The organism is Tepidimonas fonticaldi, assembly GCF_001675355.1.
Lineage (GTDB): Bacteria > Pseudomonadota > Gammaproteobacteria > Burkholderiales > Burkholderiaceae_C > Tepidimonas > Tepidimonas fonticaldi.
In genome coordinates, this window is the sequence record NZ_LZDH01000056.1 from 295,474 (window position 1) to 315,241 (window position 19,768).

Consider the following 19,768-nt stretch of genomic DNA (forward strand, 5'->3'; position numbering starts at 1 on the left):
CTACCGGGGGCGCCGGCCCGGCCCGGCGGGAGTACGCACGATGGTCACTCGGGTGCTGGTGGTGGACGACGAGGCCTTGGCGCGCGAACGCCTGCGCGATCTGCTCGGGCGGTTGGACGGGGCGATCGAGGTCGGGGAGGCGGCGGATGCCCGCGCGGCCTATGCGCGTTTGATCAGCGAGCCGTGGGATGTGCTGCTGCTGGATGTGCAGATGCCCGGCATGGATGGGCTGGGCCTGGCGGAGCTGCTGCGCGGCCGAGCGCGGGCGCCTGCAGTGGTCTTCGTCACCGCCCACGCCGAGCATGCGCTTCGGGCGTTCGAGCTGGACGCCGTCGATTACCTGACCAAGCCCGTGCGGCTGGAGCGCTTGCGCCAGGCGCTGGACAAGGCGCTGCGCTGGCGTGCCGCCGGGCGGGATGCGGCGGCGGACGGTGCGGGATCGGGCCCCGCGGGTGGCATCGGCACTTGCCTCGTCATCCACGACCGCGGGCGCACCGAGCGCGTGCCCATCGACGAGGTCGTCTATCTGAAAGCGGAGCTCAAGTACGTCACCGTGCGCACGCGGGACCGCAGCTACATCTACGACGGCTCGCTGCACGAGTTCGAGCGGGCCCAGCCCGAGCGCTGGCTGCGCATCCACCGCAACGCCTTGGTCGCGCGCGAGCGCGTGCGCGCCCTGGAGCGGGTGCACGAGCGCACCGGCGACAACCCGGGCGAGCCGTTCGACGGCTGGGTGGTGCGGCTGGATGGTGTCAGCGAGCGTCTGCAGGTCTCGCGCCGCCAGCTTGCCACCGTGCGCGAGGCGCTGCTGGCCGAACGGGCGGCGTGCTAGCATCCCCGGCATGTCCCAAACCCTGCCCTGTGGGGCGGCCGCTGCGCCGTCCGGTGCCCCTTCGCTTGCCCTCGACCTGACCATCGCCACCCGCGAAAGCCGCCTGGCGCTGTGGCAGGCCGAACACGTCCGCGCTTGCCTGCAGGCGCTGGGCCACCGGGTGCGCCTGCTGGGCATGACCACGCGGGGCGACCAAATCCTGGACCGGGCGCTGTCCAAGGTGGGCGGCAAGGGCCTGTTCGTCAAAGAGCTGGAAGTGGCCATGGACGAAGGGCGGGCGGATCTGGCGGTCCACTCGCTCAAGGACGTACCGATGGAGCTGCCCGAGGGCTTTCGGCTGGCGTGTGTGATGGAACGGGAAGATCCCCGCGATGCCTGGGTCTCCCCGCACGGCGACGGCCCGCAGGACCTGCCGGCCGGGGCGGTGATCGGTACCTCTAGCCTGCGCCGGGTCGTGCTGCTGCGCGAGGCGCTGGCCCGCCTGGGCCGCGACGACGTCCGCATCGAGCCCCTGCGCGGCAATCTGGATACGCGGCTGCGCAAGCTGGACGAGGGGCAGTGCCACGCCATCGTCCTGGCGGCGGCCGGTTTGCGCCGCTTGGGGCTGCAGGCGCGCATCCGCCGCGTGTTCGAGCCGACCGAGATGCTGCCCGCGGCCGGGCAGGGGGCGCTCGGCATCGAAATCCGGGCCGAACGCGCCGACGTCGCGGCGGCCCTCGCGCCCCTGGGGCATTGGCCCACCTGGGCCGCCGTGGCCGCGGAGCGGGCCGTCTCCCGCGCCTTGGGCGGGAGTTGTTCCGTCCCGCTGGCGGCGCACGCCACCTGGGTGGGGCCGGCTCCGTCCGGGCCGGGCAGCCCGGCCCGCTTGCGCATCGAGGCCGCCTGGGCCGAGTCCGATGCCGTCTTGCCGCTGCTGCGCGCGGTGGTCGAGGCCGAGGTGGCGGACCTGGCCTCGGCGGAGGCGGCCGGGCAGCGCGTGGCGCACGGCCTGATCGCGCAGGGCGCGCGCATCGTTGCCGCAGGGTGACGCCGTGTTCGCCGAGCAGGCGTCGCGGCCGTTGGTCGTCGTCACACGGCCGGCCGATCAAGCCGGTGCGTGGGTGCAGGGCTTGCGTGCGGCGGGCTGGCCCGTGCTGGCGTTGCCACTGATCGACATCGTCCCCGCCGCCGATCCGCCCGCTTTGCGTGCCGCGGTGGCGGACTGGGCCGATCTGGACGCCGCGATGTTCGTCAGCCCCGCCGCGGTGGGGGCGCTGCGTCAGGCCGCCGTCCCGGTCCCCGCGCTCGGGCTGCGTTGCTGGGCGCCGGGCACCGGCACGGTGCGCGCCCTGCGGGACTGGGGTGTGGCCCCGGCGGCCATCGATCACCCCCCGGCCGATGCGGCGCAAATGGATTCCGAGGCGCTGTGGCCGGTGATCGCGCCGCAGGTGCACCCGGGCCACCGCCTGTTGATCGTGCGCGGGGTTTCGGCCAACGGGCATGCGGGGCGGAACTGGCTGCTGGAGCGTTGCCGTGGCGCGGGTGCCACGGTGCGCACCGTCGTGGCCTACCGGCGACAACCCCCCACCTGGGACGCGACCCGACGCGCCGAAGCCGGCCGGGCGGTGGCGGATGGGGCGGTGTGGCTGTTCAGCAGCAGCGAGGCGGTCGGGCATTTGCGCGACCTGCTGCCGCAGGCCCCATGGTCGCGGGCCCGCGCCATCGCCACCCACCCGCGCATTGCCGAGGCGGCCCGGGCACTGGGCTTCGGTGAGGTCCGCTCCTGCCGCCCCACACTGCCCGACGTCGTGCAGGCCCTAGAATCGTCGCCGTGAGCGACCCCATTTCCACCGACCCCGCCACCACCCCGCCGCCTGCCCCTCGGACGGGCACGGGGGGTGGGTCTTCGCGCCTGCTCGCCGCGGTGGCCGTGGGGCTCGCCGCGGTGGCCCTGGCGGGGACTGCGGTGCTGTGGCAACGCCTGGCGCGCACGCAGGAGGAGCTGGCGCGCCGCACCACCGACGCCCAGGCCGAACTGGCCGCGGCGCGGGTGCTGGCCGACCAGGCCCAGGCGGCGGTGGCCGATCTGCAGGCCCGGCTCGGGGTGGCGGAGGTGAAGCTGTCGGAGGTGTCACTGCAGCGCACCCAGCTCGAGGAGCTGATGCTGTCCGTGTCGCGCTCCCGCGACGATGCCCTGGTGCAGGATCTGGAAGCGGCGTTGCGTCTGGCCATTCAGCAAAGCCAGCTCACCGGCAGCGTCCAGCCCGTGGTGACGGCGCTGCAGGGTGCCCAGCAGCGCATCGAGCGCGCCGCGCAGCCCCGCCTGAACCCCGTGCAGCGGGCCATCGCCCGCGATCTGGAGCGCATCCGGGCCGCGTCGTTGGTGGACGTGCCCGCCTTGGTCACCCGGTTGGACGAGCTGGCCCGCGCCGTGGACGAGTGGCCCCTGCGGTCCGGCCCGCCGCTGGACGAGCCGATCCGCCCCGCGGGGACGCCCGAATCGGCGGAGGAGCCATCGCCAGCGCCGACAGCCGGGGAGGGCGGCGCGGCGACCGACTCCGCGTGGGTGCGCGCCCGCGTCAGCGTCCAACGCTGGATTGAAGCCGGCTGGGCGCGGCTCCAGGTCGCCACCCGTGACCTGGTCCGGCTGCGCCGCATCGACCAGCCCGAGGCCGTGCTGCTCGCGCCGGAGCAGGCCTACTTTCTGCGCGAGAACGTGCGCCTGATGCTGCTCAACGCCCGGCTGGGCCTGCTCGCGCGGCAGTTCGACAGCGCGCGCGCCGACGTGCGCACCGTCGAGCGCCACCTGCGGCGCTACTTCGAGACCGACGCGCCGCGCATGCGCCAGGCGCTCGACACCCTGACCGCGCTGCAGCGCGAGCTGCGGCAGGAGACCCTGCCCCGGCCCGACGAAACGCTGGCGGCGCTGTCCGCCGCGGCGGGAGGGCGCTGACATGGCCGTGCGCACCCGCCAGGGGGCATCGGACTGCGGAGGCGGGCGGTGAAGGGCGTCTTCGGTCTGCTGTTCGTGGCGGCGCTCGCGGTCGTCGCCGCGCTGCTGATGGGCGACAACCCCGCCACGGTGTCGTTGTTCTGGCCGCCCTGGCGGGTGGACGTGTCGCTCAACCTGGTGCTGATCGTCGCGCTCGCCGCCTTCGTGTTGGGCTATGCCGCCTTGCGGGGCATCGCCTTGCTGCGCGAGCTGCCGCGCCGGGCCAGCCGTTGGCGGGCCCTGCAGCAAGAGCGGGCCACCGTGGGCTTGCTGCTGCAGGCTTGGGGGCACCAGTTGGGCGGGCGCTTCGTCCGCGCGCAGGGGGCGGCGCGCGAGGCCATCGCGCGCCTGCAGGCGGCCGACCGGGACACCGTCCCGTATGCCGATGCGCTGTGGGTGCTGGCGCACCTGACCGCGGCCGAGAGCGCCCAGCAGCTGGGCCAGCGCGAACAGCGCGACGCCTGGCTGGCGGCGGCCACCGATGCGACGCGCGCCCGCGGCGCGCCCGAGGCCCGCGAGGGCGCGCTGCTGCGGGCCGCCGAGTGGGCCATCGAGGCCCGGGATCCTGCCGAGGCGGCGCGCTGGCTGGCTGAACTGCCCCAAGGGGCGGCCCGCCGCATCCAGGCGGTGCGCCTGCGGCTGCGGCTGGCCCAATTGCGGCACGACAGCCGTGCCGCGCTGGACATGGCGCGTCTGCTCGCCAAACACCGCGCCTTTTCGCCGGAGGCGGTGCGCACCGTACTGCGTGGGCTGTGGATCGAGGCCCTGCGCGATGCGCGCGACGAGGAGAGCCTGTCCGCTGTCTGGCGCAGCCTGCAGGGCGACGAGCGCCGTGATCCCACCCGGGCGTTGGCCTTGCTGTCGCATGTCGAGCGGCTGGCGGCCGAGGGCTTGTTCGATGCCACGGGGCCGGTGCCCCGCGCGGTGGACGAAGCCATCCGCACGGCCTGGGCGGGGTACGACACCCTCACGGACGCGGATCGGCTGCGGGCTGTCGCTCTGGTCGAGCCCTGGTTGACGCGGCTGGATGCCGCCTGGCTGCCCCGGCTGGAGGAAGCCCAGCAGCGCAACCCGTCGGATGCCGGTCTGCAATATTTGGCCGGACAGGCGTACCGCACCCGTGGCTTGTGGGGCAAGGCGCAGACGCTGCTGCAGCAGGCGGTGCGCGGCCTGGACGACCGCGATCTGCGCCGGCGCTGCTGGTGCGCGCTGGCCGAACTGGCCGAGCAGCGCGGTGACGAGGCCGCCGCCGGCCACGCCTGGAAGCAGGCCGCGCTGACCTGATCCGGCCTCTGCTCAGGACCGCCGTACCCGCTGCGCACGGGCGTGGCCCAAGCGCTGATGGCGCCGGCGGCGCTGCGCCAGCCGCACCTTCAAAATCCACGCCCAGTGGACGGCCAGATACACCAACACGCCGGTGAGGCTGGCGACGATGGCCAAGCCCACCACCAGCGGTGTGCCCACGTCGGTGATCCAGTGCCAGAAGTCGGCCAGCCACGACCCGCCAGCGCCGTCGGTCGCCGCGCCCCCGCGGGCCGCTGCGTTGGCGTCGGCACCACTGCGGGGGGACGCCGCGCTGGGTTCTGCCTGCAGCACCCATTCGCCCAGCTTGTACGCCCCAAAGTACACCGGCCCAAAAGTGACCGGATTGGTCACCAGCGTGCTCGCCACGGCGGCCGGCACATTCGCGCGCAGCAACACCGCCAGCGTGGCCGAGGCCGGGATCTGCGCCACGGGGATCAACAACCCGAAAAACACCCCCAGCGCCAACCCCAGCGCCAGCCCCTTGCGGTTGATGTGCCACAGCCGGGGGTGATGCAGGTAGGGGGCAAGCCAGCGCAGCCAGTGCATGTCGTGCAGGCGCTCGCGGCTGGGCAGCAGGGACTGGATGCGCGCTTTCATGGGCAGTGGAGTACGAAACGATTCAGATTGTGACGCATCCGCCGCGATCCCCGCTATCCTCGCCCCCCATGCGATGGGAAGATGTGTTGTATTCGCAAGGGTTTGGCACCCGCCGCGCCTGCCGGGCGCTGATCCTGAGCGGGGCGGTGGCGGCGGGGGGCGGCCGGCACCCCGTCGTCGATCCGGACGAGCCGGTGCCCCCGGACGAGCTCGCCCCCGGCCTGCCGTTTTGGGTGGAAGGGGTCTGCTGGACATATCAGCCGCGGGCCTACCTGATGCTGCACAAGCCCGCCGGCTACGAGTGTTCGCGCCGGCCCTCGGCCTGGCCGGGCGTGCACACCTTGCTGCCCGCGCCGCTGCGCCAGCGCCCCGGTGGAGCGGCCGACGGCGTGCAGGCGATTGGCCGACTCGATCAGGACACGACCGGCCTGCTGCTGCTGTCGGACGACGGGGCCTTCATCCACCGCCTGACCTCGCCGCGCCACCACGTCCCCAAGGTGTACGAGGTGACCTGCCGCCACCCGGTGGACGAGGGACAGATCCAGCGTCTGCGCGCTGGCGTCGTGCTGCACGACGATCCGCGACCGGTGACGCCCGCGGCGGTGGAGCGCATCGACGCCAGCCGGCTGCGCCTGACCCTGACCGAGGGGCGCTACCACCAGGTCAAGCGTATGGTGGCGGCGGTGGGTAACCGGGTGGACGCGCTGCACCGCACCGCCATCGGCCCCGTGGCCTTGCCCGCCGATTTGGCGCCCGGCCAATGGCGCTGGTTGAGTGCGGACGAGGTGGCCGCCCTCCAGGCGGCAGGCGGCAAGGCCGCGGGCGTCAAGGCACCGCGTCCAGAAACGCGCTGACGCCCTGCAGCAAAGCGTCGGGTCGGTCGCGGTGCGGGCTGTGGCCGCATGCCGGCAGCACCAGCCGCTGGGCCTGGGGCGCGACGGCCGCGATCGCGTCCAGTTGGTCCAAGGTGCCGTACTCGTCGTCGGTGCCCTGCACCAGCAGCAGCGGTGCGGCGATCCGGCCGCACGCCGCCCGGATGTCGAATGCGCGAAACGCCGGCGAGAGCCAAACATCGTTCCACTGCCAAAAGGCGTTGTCCACGTCGGCGTGGTAGCGCGCCAGCCGCTCGCGCAGGCCCAGGGGGTAGGCGTCGCGTGCGGCGGCAATCGCGCGCAGGGCCACGTCTTCGACGAAGACATGGGGCGCCATCGCCACACAGGCCGCCACCCGGTGCTGGCTGGCGTGCAGCAGCGCGATCGTCGCGCCGTCCGAATGGCCCACCAGCACGGGCTGCTGCAGCCCCAGCGCCTGCAGCAGGCGGGGCAGGGTGTCGAACGCCTCGCGGTGCATGTAATCCGGCCCGTGCCGGCCGCTTCCGCGCACGTCGGGGATGGGGTCGGAGGCCCCATAGCCGCGCCGGGAGTACATCCAGCCTGCGCGCCCGGTGCGCGCGCACAGGGCCGCGGGCCAGTGGCCGCCGCGCTGCCGCCACATCGCGACCGACCCCAGCCCTTCGTGCAGAAAGACGATGGGGGCGAGCGCCTGGGGGGCGGCCGGACGAATCGCCTGGACCTCCAGCCCCACGCCGTCGATGACGACGCGCATGGGCGGATCCAGCGACACCTCGGCGGTTGAGTCGGCAAGAGGCGGGTTGAGCGGGGCAGTCGGCTCCATGCCCACGATGGTAGAGCCCCCGGGCCGCATCGCCGGTTATGCTTGCGACATGCGTGTGCTGCTCGGTTCGTTCTGGCGCTCGGTCGCGTATTGCCTGCACCCGCGGGTCATCGCGCTGTCGCTGCTGCCCCTGGTGCTGATGGTGGCGGGGGCGTTTGCCCTGGGCTACTGGTTTTGGGACCGGGCGGTCGATGCCGTGCTCGCCTGGCTGGAGACGTGGTCGCTGGTCGAATTCGTGCTCGGCTGGCTGGACAGCGTGGGGCTGGGCGCGCTGCGGACGGTGGTCGCACCGCTGCTGGTGCTCGTCATGGCCACGCCGCTGATCGTCGTGTTGGCGCTGCTGCTGGTGGCGTTTTTCATGACCCCCGCCATGGTGGATCTGGTCGCCCAGCGGCGTTTCCCGGACCTGCAGCGGCGCCGCGGCGGCGGGGTGCTGGGCAGCGTGGGCTGGTCCCTGTGGTCCACCGTGCTGGCCGTGCTGATGCTGGTGGTCTCGCTGCCCTTTTGGCTGATTCCGCCGCTGGTGCTCGTGCTGCCGCCGCTGATCTGGGGCTGGCTGACCTACCGCGTGTTCGCCTACGATGCGCTGGCCGAACATGCCTCGGTGGACGAGCGGCGCACCCTCATGGCCCGCCACCGCGTGCCCTTGCTGGTCATGGGGGTGATTGCGGGTCTGATCAGCGCGGCGCCCAGCGTGCTGTGGGCCTCCGGGGCGATGTTCATTGCGCTGGCCCCGCTGCTCGTGCCGCTGGCCATCTGGATTTACGCGCTGGTGTTCGCCTTTGCGTCGCTGTGGTATGCCCACTATCTGCTGCAGGCGCTGGATGAGCTGCGGCGCGAGGCCACAACCCCGCCGGTGCCGCCCGGGTCCTCGGCCCCCACGGTTTCTGCAGCCCATCCCGTCCCTGCGGACCGCATCGTCGACGTCGAGGCCCGCCCGCTTCCTTCTCCTCCTGCATCATGACGCCCGTATCCCCCGCTGCGGCCGCCGTCCCGCGCTTCGGCCTGATCGTCATCGGCGACGAAATCCTGTCCGGCAAGCGCCAGGACAAGCACCTGCCCAAGGTCATCGAACTGCTGGGCGCCCGCGGTTTGCGCCTGGACTGGGCGCGCTATGTGGGTGACGACCGCGCGGCCATCACCGAGGTGCTGCGGCAGGCTTTCGCCAGCGGCGATGTGGTGTTTTCCACCGGGGGGATCGGCGCCACCCCCGACGACCACACCCGCCAGGCGGCCGCGGCCGCGCTGGGGGTGGAGGCGGTGCTGCACCCCGAGGCCAAGGCCCTGATCGAGCAGCGCATGCGCGAAGTCGCGGCGGAGCAGGGCGTGCCCTTCGAGCCCGATCGCCCCGACAATGTGCACCGCCTCAACATGGGGGTGTTCCCCGTGGGCGCGCGCCTCATCCCCAACCCGTACAACCGCATTCCGGGGTTTGCCTGCGACGGCCCCGGGGGTGGGACGGTGCACTTCGTGCCGGGCTTTCCCGTCATGGCCTGGCCGATGATCGAGTGGGTGCTCGACACGGGCTACCGCGCGCATTTCGGGCAGTCCCGGCAGCGCGAGCGTTCGATCATCGTCTTCGGCGGCATCGAGGCGACGCTGACCCCGCTGATGGAGCGCATCGAAGCCGAGCACCCCGGGGTCAAGGTGTTCAGCCTGCCGAGCGTCGACCACCCGGAGTGGGGGCGGCACATCGAACTCGGGGTCAAGGGCGCCGACGCTGCCGCAGCAGCCGCATACGAGGCCATGCTGGACGCCTTGCGGACCATGCCCGTGCGGCTGGGCCCCGAATTGGTGCGTTGATATGGCGCACCGATAACGTGCAATATGCATTGAAATGGTGCATTGGCGTCCATCCGGGGCGGCATGCACCATGTGCGAATCTGGCATGGAACCTGCTTTCCATTGTCCGACTTCAGTCCTTTCCCTCGACCCGAACCTCTTAGGAGCACACTGATGGCCAAGACCGTCGCCGACGTGATGAACATGGTGAAGGAGAACGACGTCAAGTTCGTCGACTTCCGCTTCACCGACACCCGCGGCAAAGAGCAGCACGTGACGGTGCCGATTTCCGCCTTCGGCGAAGACAAGTTCACGTCGGGCCACGCGTTCGACGGCTCGTCGATCGCCGGCTGGAAGGGCATCGAGGCGTCCGACATGCTGCTGATGCCGGACCCCAACACCGCCAACATCGACCCCTTCTTCGAAGAGACCACGCTGTACCTGCAGTGCGACGTCATCGAGCCCAGCGACGGCAAGGCCTACGACCGCGACCCGCGCTCGATCGCCAAGCGCGCCGAGGCTTACCTGAAGGCGTCGGGCCTGGGTGACACCGCCTACTTTGGCCCCGAGCCGGAGTTCTTCCTGTTCGACGGCGTGCGCTGGAGCACCAACCCGGGCAACTGCTTCTACGAAATCGAAGAGTACGAAGCGCCCTGGAACACCGGCACCAAGTTCGAAAACGGCAACCGCGGCCACCGTCCGCGCACCAAGGGCGGCTACTTCCCCGTGCCGCCGGTGGACAGCACGCACGACATGCGCGCCGAGATGGTGCTGATCCTGGAGTCGCTGGGCATCCCGGTGGAGGTGTTCCACCACGAGGTGGCCGGCGCCGGCCAGTGCGAGATCGGCACCAAGTTCAGCACGCTGGTCGAGCGTGCGGACTGGACGCAGGTGCTCAAGTACGTCATCTGGAACGTGGCCAACAGCTACGGCAAGACGGCCACCTTCATGCCCAAGCCCTACCACGGCGACAACGGCAGCGGCATGCACGTGCACCAGTCGGTCTGGAAAGACGGCAAGAACCTGTTCGCCGGTGACGGCTATGCCGGCCTGAGCGATTTCGCCCTGTACTACATCGGCGGCATCATCAAGCACGCCCGCGCGCTCAACGCCATCACCAACCCGACCACCAACAGCTACAAGCGCCTGGTGCCGCACTTCGAGGCCCCGGTCAAGCTGGCCTACTCGGCCAAGAACCGCTCGGCCTCCATCCGCATCCCGTACGTGGCCAATCCGAAGGCGCGCCGCGTCGAGGCCCGCTTCCCGGACCCGATGGCCAACCCGTACCTGTGCTTCGCGGCGCTGCTGATGGCCGGTCTGGACGGCGTGGAGAACAAGATCCACCCGGGCGAGGCCGCCACCAAGGACCTCTACCACCTGCCGCCGGAAGAGGACAAGCTGGTGCCCACCGTGTGCCACAGCCTGGATCAGGCGCTGGACTACCTGGACAAGGACCGTGCCTTCCTGACCAAGGGCGGTGTGTTCACCGACTCCATGCTCGATGCCTACATCGAGCTGAAGATGCAGGAAGTCACCCGCGCCCGCGTCGAGGTCACGCCGACCGAGTACGACATGTACTTCAGCCTGTGATGCGGACGGGCCGCCCGCGGCAGGCGGCTTGCTGAATCACCCTGGGGGCGGCCGTGTGCCGCCCCCAGCCGTTTTGAACGATACTGTGTCGCGTCGCATTCTGTGGATCAGGCTTGGCATGTCGTTGCAGCAAAACATTCGGCGATGGGGCAAGGCGGGCATGGCCGCCGCATGGGCGACCGCCGTGTGGTGCGCCGCCGGGGCGGCCTGGGCGCAAGGCAGCGCCATCTGGCGTTGTGGCAACGAGTACACCAACAACCCCGGCCCCAACCCCGCGGCGCGCGGCTGCCGTGAAATGCAGGGCGGCAACCTGACCATCGTCGAAGGCACCCGTCCCGCCGGCGGGGCGCCGGGCAACGCGGGTGGGGCGGGCGGTGCGGCATCGGCTGGCGTACCGAATGGCGCGCGCTCGGCCGCCGAGCGGGTGGAGCCGGACCAGCAGCGCCAGCGCGACGCCGAGGCGCGCCGCATTCTGGAGCAGGAGCTGCGCCGGGCCGAGGAGCGCCTGGCCCAGGCCCGCGCCGATTACGCCGACGGCAAGCCGCCGCGGCTGGCCAACGAGCGCACCGACTCCCCGCGCTACACGGCGCGGGTGGAGGAGCTGCGCACCCGGGTCGAGCGGGCCGAGGCCGATGTGGCTGCGATCCGCCGCGAGATCGGTCGTCTGGACGGCGGGCGCTGACACCGCGATGGAAGCGCGTCGATCGCGGTCGGCCGGCGCCGACAAGCGCTTTGCGGCCTTGGACCTGCTGGCCACCCTGGTGGCGGTGGTGGACGATCGGGGCCATGTGCGCTATGCCAACCACGCCCTGGAGGATGCCATCGGCCTGTCGCGCCGCAATCTGGCCGACGTGCCGCTGACCGAGTGGGTGACCCAGCCCGAACTGCTGCAAAGCGCGCTGGACGGCGCGCGCGGGCACGAATACGCCGTCATCCGCTACGACACCCACCTCAAGCGGTTGCTGCGCGAGCCCTTGCCGGTGCACTTGGTGCTGGCGTCCACCGAATGGCCCGACCACCGCGTCGTCGAGATGCTGCCGCTGGAGCAGCAGACCCGCCAGGAGCGCGAGGAGCGCCTGCTGGAGCAGGCCCAGGCGAACAAGGAGCTGATCCGCAATCTGGCGCACGAGATCAAGAACCCCTTGGGGGGCATCCGCGGTGCCGCCCAGTTGCTGCAGATGGAGCTGGCCGAGCGCGACGATCTGGTCGAATACACCGAGGTCATCGTGCACGAGGCCGACCGCCTGCAATCGCTGGTGGATCGGCTGCTGGCGCCGCACCGGCGCGCGCCCGTGATGGCCGACGTCAACATCCACGAGGTTTGCGAGCGCGTGCGCGCCATCATCCTGGCCGAGTTTCCGCGCGGGCTGAGCGTGGTGCGGGACTACGACACGTCCATCCCCGAGTTCCGCGGCGACCGCGAGCTGCTCATCCAGGCCGTGCTGAACCTGGCGCACAACGCGGCGCATGCCCTCAAGGACCGCATCGCCGCGGGGGATGCCTGCATCACCTTCCGCACGCGCGTGCAGCGGCAGGTCACCTTCGGCAAGCGGCGCTTTCGCCTGGCACTGGAATTGCATGTCATCGACAACGGTCCCGGCGTGCCCGAGGAGATCAAGGACCGCATCTTCTACCCGCTGGTGTCGGGTCGGGATGGCGGCTCCGGCTTGGGGCTCACCCTGGCGCAGACGTTCGTGCAGCAGCACCAAGGGCTCATCGAGTGCGACAGCCGACCGGGATACACCGATTTCAAGATCCTCATCCCGTTGCCGTGATCCGGTGGCGCGGTGGGGCGAGCAGGAAGTGCCGCGCATGAAACCGATCTGGATTGCCGACGACGACCCCTCCATCCGCTTCGTGCTGGAAAAGGCGCTGGCGCGCGAGGAGCTGCCCACGCGCAGCTTCGACAGCCCCAAGGCCGTCCTCGACGCGCTGGCTGATGGCGCGGACGAGGGCCCCCAGGTGCTGGTCAGCGACATCCGCATGCCCGGCGGATCGGGGTTGGAACTGCTGGAGAAAGTCAAGCGCCAGCACCCGGCCCTGCCGGTCATCATCATGACCGCCTATTCGGACCTGGACAGCGCCGTGGCCGCCTTTCAGGGCGGGGCGTTCGAATACTTGCCCAAGCCGTTCGACCTGCCCAAGGCGGTGGAGCTGATTCGCCGCGCCGTCGAAGAAAGCCAGCGCGAGGAGGTGGCGCAGGAGACCCTGGCCGCCACGCCCGAAATCCTGGGGCAGGCTCCGGCCATGCAGGACGTGTTTCGCGCCATCGGGCGGCTCAGCCAAAGCCATGTCACGGTGCTGATCACGGGCGAGTCCGGCTCCGGCAAAGAGCTGGTGGCGCGGGCGTTGCACAAGCATTCGCCGCGGGCCAAAGGGCCGTTCGTCGCCATCAACACCGCCGCCATCCCCAAGGACTTGCTGGAGTCCGAACTGTTTGGCCACGAACGCGGCGCCTTCACCGGCGCCCAGACCCTGCGCCGCGGCCGCTTCGAGCAGGCCGAGGGGGGCACCCTGTTCCTGGACGAAATCGGCGACATGCCGTTCGAGCTGCAGACCCGGCTGCTGCGCGTGCTCTCGGACGGCCACTACTACCGCGTCGGCGGCCACAGCGCCATCAAGGCCAATGTGCGTGTCATCGCCGCCACCCACCAGAACCTGGAGCAGCGGGTCAAGGAAGGGGCGTTTCGCGAGGACCTGTACCACCGCCTGAATGTGATCCGCCTGCGCCTGCCCCCGCTGCGCGAGCGGCGCGAGGACATTCCGCTGCTGGCCCGCTTCTTTCTGCAACACAGCGCGCGCCATTTGGAGGTGGAGCCCAAGCGCCTGTCCGACGCGGCGCTGGAGGTCCTCAGCGCGTTTGATTTCCCCGGCAACGTCCGGCAACTGGAGAATCTGTGCCACTGGCTGACGGTGATGGCGCCGGCCCAGGTCATCGAGGTCAAGGATCTTCCCCCGGAAGTGCTGGCCGCGCTGAACGAGCGGCGCCAACCGTCCGCCGCGGAGCCAGCCGCCTCAGCACCGGCCCCGTCTGCCCTATCCGTCCCATCCGACGCCCCGGCAACGCCGCAGGCGCCCATGCCCCCCGCCTGGGCGCTGGGGGGCGCCGTGGTGCCGCCCGCCTCGGCCGCGGCCGGCATGCCTCAGGCGTGGGAGGCCGCGCTGCAGGCCGAGGCCATGGCCCTGCTGGCCGAGGGGCGCCACGATGTGTGGGACGCCTTGATCCGGCGGGTGGAAACTCGCCTGATCCAGACGGCGCTGCAGGCGACGCGGGGCCGGCGCATCGAGGCCGCGCAACGCCTGGGCATCGGCCGCAACACCATCACCCGCAAGATTCAGGAGCTGGGGTTGGAGTGACGGCCAGCGTCAGCACCACCGGCGCATGATCGCTGGGTTGCGGGCGCTTGCGGGGCGCGCGGTCGATGGTGCAGGCCACGGCGTGGGGCTTGAGCGCGTCGCTGATCAGGATGTGGTCGATGCGCAGCCCACGGTTTTTGGGGAAGGCGAGCTGCCGGTAATCCCACCACGAATAGCTTTTGGGTGGCTGCGGGAACAGCCGAAAGGCGTCGTGCAACCCCAGGTCTTTGAGGGCCTGCAGTTGCGCGCGCTCCTCGCGCGTGCAGTGGATGGTGTCGCGCAGGCCGTCCGGGTCCCACACGTCGTCGTCGTCCACGGTGATGTTGAAGTCGCCCATCAGCACCAGCCGCGGGTGGCGGGCCAGTTCCTGCGCGACCCAGGCGCGCAGCGCGTCCAGCCAGCGCATCTTGTAGGCAAACCTGTCGCTGCCCGGGGCCTGTCCGTTGGGAAAATAGGCCCCGATCACGCGCAGCGGTGGCATGCCCGATGCCGGTTGGACCGTGGCCGCGATCACGCGCGCCTGTTCGTCTTCGAACCCCGGGATGTTGCGCTGCACCTCCCCCAGGGAGCCGGGCGAGCGCACCAGCAAGGCCACACCGTTGTAGGTCTTTTGACCCAACCACGCGGCCGCGTAACCCGCCTGTTCCAGCGCCTGGGCCGGGAACTTGTCATCGGTGAGCTTGAGTTCCTGCAGCGCCAGCACATCCACCGGATGGTCGGCCAGCCAGTCGAGCAGGTGCGGCAGTCGGACGGAAAGGGAGTTGACGTTCCAGGTGGCGAGGTGCATGCGGCTTTCCAGCGATCAGACGGTCCGCATTCTGCCCGAGGCGCCTCATTCGCACTCGGACAGGCCCAGCAGACCCCCGCCGGGGGCGCATTGCCGGATGCGGCCGATGCCGCTGACGACCACGCGAAGCTGGTCGCCGGATGCACCCACCACGGTGATGTGGCCGGCGGTGACGGTGCTGCGGCGAGGGTTGAAAATCAAGGTGTTCCCCGCGATTCCGGGTGCGAGGTCGATGCCCGGCCAGTCGTCGCTGCGCACCGCCCGTTCTGTGCCGTCGATGACGCAGTGCTGCAACTGTTCGCAGTCGCAGGCGGTCTCCAGCCGCCAGCCATAGCACCAGCCCCCATCCGCCGTGCGGCGAAAACTCACCGCCACGTTGGACAGCCGCCGGTGCGCTTCCGACTGGGCCAGCCGAAGATCGTTGTGTAACCGATCGGCCGCGCCCCGCAAGCGGGTCGATTCACGCCAACCGGTGTAGGCAGGCAGCCCGGCCGACAACACAATGGCCAGCACCGCCAAGCCGACCAGACACTCCACGAGCGTGATCCCACGCCCAACCCTGCGGTCCTTGTGCCGCATCGCTCCACTCCCCAAGACCGTGCCATTCGTGTGACGCGATCATTCTGCGGCAGGGGAGCGCAGCAGACCATCCCCCAGTTGGGGGAGGCAGGGCCCGTGCGGGGGGCGATCGCGCCGTGGACGATGCGGTGTCAGCTGGGGGCCGTTGGCGTCAGGCTGCGACTGCCTCACGCACCACCACCTCCCCGCGCAGCGAGTGCGGCAGCGCCTGCGTGATGCGCACGTCGATCATCTGGCCGATGAGGCGCTGGCCGTGGGGCCCGCCGTCGAAATTGACGATGCGGTTGCAGGCGGTGCGGCCCATCAGTTCCTGTGGGTTCTTCTTCGACGGGCCTTCGACCAGGATGCGCTGCACGGTGCCGACGCGGCTGGCGCTGATGCGCGCCACATTCGCTTCCAGCGCCTTCTGCAGGGTCTGCAGGCGGCGCAGCTTGACCTCGTGCGGCGTATCGTCCGGCAGGTTGGCCGCGGGCGTGCCGGGGCGGGGGCTGAAGATGAAGCTGAAACTGGCGTCGAACCCCACGTCCTCCACCAGCCGCATCAGCTTGGCGAAGTCCTCCTCCGTCTCGCCGGGAAAGCCGATGATGAAGTCGCTCGAGAGGCTCAGGTCCGGCCGCACCGCGCGCAGTTTGCGCACCGTGCTCTTGTATTCCATCGCGGTGTAGCCGCGCTTCATCGCCATCAGGATGCGGTCGCTGCCATGCTGCACCGGCAAGTGCAGGTGGCTGACCAGCTGCGGGATGCGCGCGTAGGCCTCGATCAGGCGCGGCGTGAATTCGTTGGGGTGGCTGGTCGTGTAGCGGATGCGCTCGATGCCGGGGATCTCGGCCACGCACTCCAGCAGCAGCGCAAAGTCCTCGCCCTCCTCGCCGCGCCAGGCGTTGACGTTCTGGCCCAGCAGCGTCACCTCCTTGACACCCTGATCGGCCAGACCCGCCACCTCCACCAGCACGTCCTGCAGCGGGCGCGAGACCTCCTCGCCGCGCGTGTACGGCACCACGCAATAGCTGCAGTACTTGCTGCAGCCTTCCATGATGCTGACGAAGGCCGAGGCGCCCTCCACCCGCGCCGGCGGCAGGTGATCGAACTTCTCGATCTCGGGGAAGCTGATGTCCACCTGCGGCCGCGCCTGCTGTTGGCGCTGGCGCAGCAGCTCGGGCAGGCGGTGCAGCGTTTGCGGGCCAAACACCACGTCCACGTAGGGCGCACGCTTGATGATTTCCTCGCCCTCTTGGCTGGCCACGCAGCCGCCCACGCCGATGAGCACGCCTTTTTGCTTCAGGTGCTTGACGCGGCCCAGGTCGGAAAAGACCTTTTCCTGGGCTTTTTCCCGCACGGAGCAGGTGTTGAACAGGATCAGGTCGGCCTGATCGGGGTCATCGGTGGGCTCGTAGCCCTCGGCGGCGGCCAGCACGTCGGCCATCTTGGCCGAGTCGTACTCGTTCATCTGGCAGCCGAAGGTGCGGATGTAGACTTTCTTGCTCATGGGGCGTCAGCGGTGCGTGGTGTAGATCCAGGGGCTGGACGGGGAAAAGCCCACTAGTCTAGCGCGTCGCGCGCAGCAGCGCCTTTTCCAGCTCCAGCACCGCCAGCACGGCCACGCCGGCGCCGGCGCTCAGGGCCAGCAACGGCAGGGGCAGGGCCGCGCTGCCAAACCAGCCCTGCATGAAGGGCGCGTAGGTGAACAGCGCCTGCAGCCCGCAGGCGACGGCCACGGCCGCCAGCACCCGGGGGGTGCCGCGCACGCCTGTCCAGGTGAACGACGGCGCCTTGAGGTAGCGCACGCTGAACAGGTAGAAAATCTCCATCGCCACCAGCGTGTTGACCGCCAGCGTTTGCGCCACGTCGGCCGGGTGGCCCGCATCCAGCGCCCAGCGGTAGACGCCAAAGATGCCCACCGCGAACAGCGCGGACACCAGTCCGATGCGCCACAGCACGAAGCGGCTCAAAATGGGTTCGCCCGGTTGGCGGGGCGGGCGGCGCATCACGTCGGCTTCGGTCGGCTCGAAGGCCAGCACCATGGCCAGCGCCACCGAGCTGACCATATTCACCCACAGAATCTGCACGGGCGCGATCGGCAGCGCCAGGCCAAAGAGCACCGCCACCAGCAGCGAGATCGACTCGCCGCCGTTGATCGGCAGCAAGAACGTGATCACCTTGCGCAGGTTGTCGTACACCGTGCGGCCCTCTTCGACCGCGTGGGCGATGGTTGCGAAATGGTCATCGGCCAGCACCATGGCAGCGGCGCGTTTGGCGGCCTCGGTGCCCTTGTGCCCCATGGCGACGCCCACGTCGGCGGCCTTCAGCGCGGGGGCGTCGTTGACGCCGTCCCCGGTCATTGCCACGATGTCGCCGTTGGCCTGCAACGCGCGCACCAGGCGCAGCTTGTGCTCCGGCGCCGCGCGCGCGAACACGTCGGTGGTTTGCACGGCCTCGCGCAGCGCGGCGTCGTCCAGCGCCTCGATCGCCTGCCCGGACAGCGCCGGGGCGCCCGATCCCAGGCCGAGCTGATGCGCGATCGCTCTGGCGGTGACGACATGGTCGCCGGTGATCATCTTGACCCGGATGCCCGCGGCACGGCATTGCGCGACGGCGGCTTTGGCTTCCTCGCGCGGCGGATCGATGATGCCGACCAGCCCGACGAGCACCAGATCCCCGGCCACGGCGTCGTGGGTGAACGGGCGGTGGCTCGGCAGGGTACCGGTGGCGATGGCCAGCACGCGCCGGCCTTGCCGGGCTTGCCGTTCGACCTGATCGGCCCACTCGGCGCGGCGCAGCGGCTGGGGGCGGCCGTGAGCGTCCAGCTCGTGGCTGCACATCGCCAGCAGCCGCTCCGGCGCGCCTTTGACCCAGATGTCGATGCGCGTGCCGGCCCCATCGCCGCGGCGGTGGGCCGTGGCCATGTAGCGGCGCTCGGATTCGAAGGGCAGCACGCCCACGCGCGGGCGCTCCTCAGCCAGTCGGACGGGGTCCAGCCCCGCTTTCATCGCCAGCGTCAGCAGGGCGCCTTCGGTGGGGTCGCCGGACAGCCGCCAGTCGTTGGCGCCGCCTTCGCCCTGAAGGAGTTCGGCGTCGTTGCACAGGGCCGCGCCTTCGGCCAGCGCGAGCAGGGCGGGTGCCTCGCGCCACAGCTCGGCGGGCTGCAGCGGCACGTCGCCGCGCAGCAGCGCCCCCGTCGGCGCATAGCCCACGCCCTCCACATCCACCAGGCCGTCGGCCAGCACCACCTGCTGCACGGTCATTTCGTTGCGGGTGAGGGTGCCGGTCTTGTCGGAGCAGATCACCGTCACGCAGCCCAGCGTTTCCACCGCGGGCAAGCGCCGCACGATGGCCCGCCGCTGCGCCATGCGCTGCACGCCGATGGCCAGCGTGATGGTCATGATGGCCGGCAGCCCTTCCGGGATGGCCGCCACCGCCAGCCCCACGGCCGCCATGAAGGTGTCCAGTGCCGGCAGCCCGCGCACCCACCAGCCGAACACGAACAGCAGCGCGGCGGCGGCCAGCACGACCAGCGTGATCCAGCGGCCCAGTTGGGCCATCTGGCGCACCAGGGGGGTGGTCGTGTCGCCCACGTCCTGCAACAGTCGGCCGATGCGGCCCATTTCGGTGGCCATGGCGGTGGCCACGACGACCCCGCGGCCCTGGCCACGGGTCACCAGCGTGCCCGCGTAGCCCATGCTGCGCCGGTCGCCCAGCATGGCCTCCGTGGGGACGGGGTCGGCGCGCTTGTCCACGGGCACGGACTCGCCGGTCAGCGCCGCTTCGTCCACCTGCAGTTCGTGCACCTGCAGCCAGCGCACGTCCGCCGCCAGGCTGTCGCCGGCGGCGGCCTGGACGATGTCGCCCGGGACCAAGTGTGCGGCGTCGATTTCCACCAAATGGCCGTCGCGCCAGACGTGCGCGCGGGGGGCGAGCAGGTTGCGGATGGCGGCCAGGGCGCGTTCGGCCTTGCCTTCCTGAATCAGGCCGATCGTCACATTGAGCACGACCACCGCCACGATGACGACGGCGTCGATGCCGTGCCCGATGGCGACGGTGATGGCGGCGGCGGCGAGCAGCACCCAGATCAACAGGTTGTCGAACTGGCGCGCGACGCGCCGCCACAGCGGCACCGGTGGCGTGTCCGCCAGCCGGTTTTCGCCGTGGCGCTCCAGCCGCGCGGTGGCATCGGCCGCGCTCAGGCCGCGCGCGGTGGTGTGCAGCTGCTGCAAGACCGCGTCGCCCTCGAGGGCGTGCCACGCGGGGGTGGGGCGGCTGTCGTCGGCGCGGGCCGGCTCGGGAGGCGGCATGGCTT

18 protein-coding genes are annotated in these 19,768 nt (G+C 70.9%); 12 read left to right on the forward strand and 6 right to left on the reverse strand.

The window, feature by feature from the left end:
* Window positions 1–40 precede the first annotated feature (40 nt).
* Genes A9O67_RS07165 through A9O67_RS07185 form a run of 5 tightly spaced genes read left to right on the forward strand, consistent with a single transcriptional unit; the run spans window position 41 to window position 5,087 of the window.
* Window positions 41–832, forward strand: coding sequence for a LytR/AlgR family response regulator transcription factor (locus A9O67_RS07165; RefSeq protein ID WP_068608825.1), 792 nt, complete (start codon window positions 41–43; stop codon window positions 830–832).
* Between the two features lie 10 nt (window positions 833–842).
* On the forward strand, window positions 843–1,859 hold the full coding sequence (hemC, locus tag A9O67_RS07170; RefSeq protein ID WP_068608827.1) for a hydroxymethylbilane synthase: 1,017 nt from the start codon (window positions 843–845) through the stop codon (window positions 1,857–1,859).
* Window positions 1,860–1,863: 4 nt separating this feature from the next.
* Entirely contained in the window at window positions 1,864–2,646 is a 783-nt protein-coding gene (locus A9O67_RS07175) for a uroporphyrinogen-III synthase (RefSeq protein ID WP_068608828.1), read from the forward strand.
* Window positions 2,643–3,764: a uroporphyrinogen-III C-methyltransferase gene (locus tag A9O67_RS07180; protein ID WP_156682276.1), complete on the forward strand. Its 1,122-nt coding sequence runs from the start codon at window positions 2,643–2,645 to the stop codon at window positions 3,762–3,764. Before A9O67_RS07175 ends, A9O67_RS07180 begins: the two co-directional genes overlap by 4 nt.
* Before the next feature lie 48 nt (window positions 3,765–3,812).
* Complete coding sequence (locus A9O67_RS07185; RefSeq protein ID WP_082955439.1) at window positions 3,813–5,087, forward strand: heme biosynthesis protein HemY; 1,275 nt, start codon at window positions 3,813–3,815, stop codon at window positions 5,085–5,087.
* A 12-nt stretch (window positions 5,088–5,099) separates the two neighbouring features.
* Here A9O67_RS07185 and A9O67_RS07190 read toward each other — a convergent pair whose 3' ends face one another.
* Window positions 5,100–5,705: a DUF2062 domain-containing protein gene (locus tag A9O67_RS07190; RefSeq protein ID WP_068608830.1), complete on the reverse strand. Its 606-nt coding sequence runs from the start codon at window positions 5,703–5,705 to the stop codon at window positions 5,100–5,102.
* Between the two features lie 68 nt (window positions 5,706–5,773).
* Between A9O67_RS07190 and A9O67_RS07195 the strand changes: the two genes are divergently transcribed.
* The gene (locus A9O67_RS07195; RefSeq protein ID WP_068608832.1) at window positions 5,774–6,559 is read left to right on the forward strand and encodes a 16S rRNA pseudouridine(516) synthase; all 786 of its coding nucleotides are present in this window, start codon (window positions 5,774–5,776) and stop codon (window positions 6,557–6,559) included.
* On the opposite strand, the gene A9O67_RS07200 is transcribed toward A9O67_RS07195, so the two are convergent.
* Window positions 6,531–7,379 carry an alpha/beta fold hydrolase gene (locus tag A9O67_RS07200; RefSeq protein ID WP_231960255.1) on the reverse strand — a complete coding sequence of 283 codons (849 nt, stop codon included), beginning with the start codon at window positions 7,377–7,379 and terminating at the stop codon, window positions 6,531–6,533. The genes A9O67_RS07195 and A9O67_RS07200 overlap by 29 nt on opposite strands.
* Between A9O67_RS07200 and A9O67_RS07205 the strand changes: the two genes are divergently transcribed.
* The 6 genes from A9O67_RS07205 to ntrC all read left to right on the forward strand — a co-directional run bounded on the left by A9O67_RS07205 (window position 7,378) and on the right by ntrC (window position 14,108).
* Window positions 7,378–8,343, forward strand: a complete 966-nt coding sequence (locus A9O67_RS07205) for an EI24 domain-containing protein (RefSeq protein ID WP_231960257.1) — start codon at window positions 7,378–7,380, stop codon at window positions 8,341–8,343. The two genes, A9O67_RS07200 and A9O67_RS07205, sit on opposite strands and share 2 nt — an antisense overlap.
* Window positions 8,340–9,182 carry a competence/damage-inducible protein A gene (locus A9O67_RS07210; RefSeq protein ID WP_068608838.1) on the forward strand — a complete coding sequence of 281 codons (843 nt, stop codon included), beginning with the start codon at window positions 8,340–8,342 and terminating at the stop codon, window positions 9,180–9,182. The genes A9O67_RS07205 and A9O67_RS07210 overlap by 4 nt, the downstream gene beginning before the upstream one ends.
* Before the next feature lie 153 nt (window positions 9,183–9,335).
* Window positions 9,336–10,751 carry a type I glutamate--ammonia ligase gene (glnA, locus tag A9O67_RS07215; RefSeq protein WP_068608840.1) on the forward strand — a complete coding sequence of 472 codons (1,416 nt, stop codon included), beginning with the start codon at window positions 9,336–9,338 and terminating at the stop codon, window positions 10,749–10,751.
* A gap of 118 nt (window positions 10,752–10,869) precedes the next feature.
* Window positions 10,870–11,433, forward strand: coding sequence for a hypothetical protein (locus A9O67_RS07220; RefSeq protein WP_231960258.1), 564 nt, complete (start codon window positions 10,870–10,872; stop codon window positions 11,431–11,433).
* Between the two features lie 7 nt (window positions 11,434–11,440).
* A complete protein-coding gene (gene glnL / locus A9O67_RS07225; RefSeq protein WP_068608841.1) occupies window positions 11,441–12,526 on the forward strand; it encodes a nitrogen regulation protein NR(II) in 1,086 nt (361 codons plus the stop codon).
* A 37-nt stretch (window positions 12,527–12,563) separates the two neighbouring features.
* On the forward strand, window positions 12,564–14,108 hold the full coding sequence (gene ntrC, locus A9O67_RS07230) for a nitrogen regulation protein NR(I) (RefSeq protein WP_068609838.1): 1,545 nt from the start codon (window positions 12,564–12,566) through the stop codon (window positions 14,106–14,108).
* Here ntrC and A9O67_RS07235 read toward each other — a convergent pair.
* The 4 genes from A9O67_RS07235 to A9O67_RS07250 all read right to left on the reverse strand — a co-directional run bounded on the left by A9O67_RS07235 (window position 14,074) and on the right by A9O67_RS07250 (window position 19,763).
* The gene (locus A9O67_RS07235; RefSeq protein ID WP_068608843.1) at window positions 14,074–14,895 is read right to left on the reverse strand and encodes an exodeoxyribonuclease III; all 822 of its coding nucleotides are present in this window, start codon (window positions 14,893–14,895) and stop codon (window positions 14,074–14,076) included. The genes ntrC and A9O67_RS07235 overlap by 35 nt on opposite strands.
* 45 nt (window positions 14,896–14,940) lie before the next feature.
* Window positions 14,941–15,474 (reverse strand): GspH/FimT family pseudopilin, encoded by a 534-nt coding sequence (locus A9O67_RS07240; protein WP_068608845.1) that lies wholly within the window; start codon window positions 15,472–15,474, stop codon window positions 14,941–14,943.
* 151 nt (window positions 15,475–15,625) lie between these two features.
* Window positions 15,626–16,960, reverse strand: a complete 1,335-nt coding sequence (gene miaB, locus A9O67_RS07245; protein WP_068608847.1) for a tRNA (N6-isopentenyl adenosine(37)-C2)-methylthiotransferase MiaB — start codon at window positions 16,958–16,960, stop codon at window positions 15,626–15,628.
* 58 nt (window positions 16,961–17,018) lie between these two features.
* Complete coding sequence (locus A9O67_RS07250; protein ID WP_068609839.1) at window positions 17,019–19,763, reverse strand: cation-translocating P-type ATPase; 2,745 nt, start codon at window positions 19,761–19,763, stop codon at window positions 17,019–17,021.
* Between the last annotated feature and the right edge of the window lie 5 nt (window positions 19,764–19,768).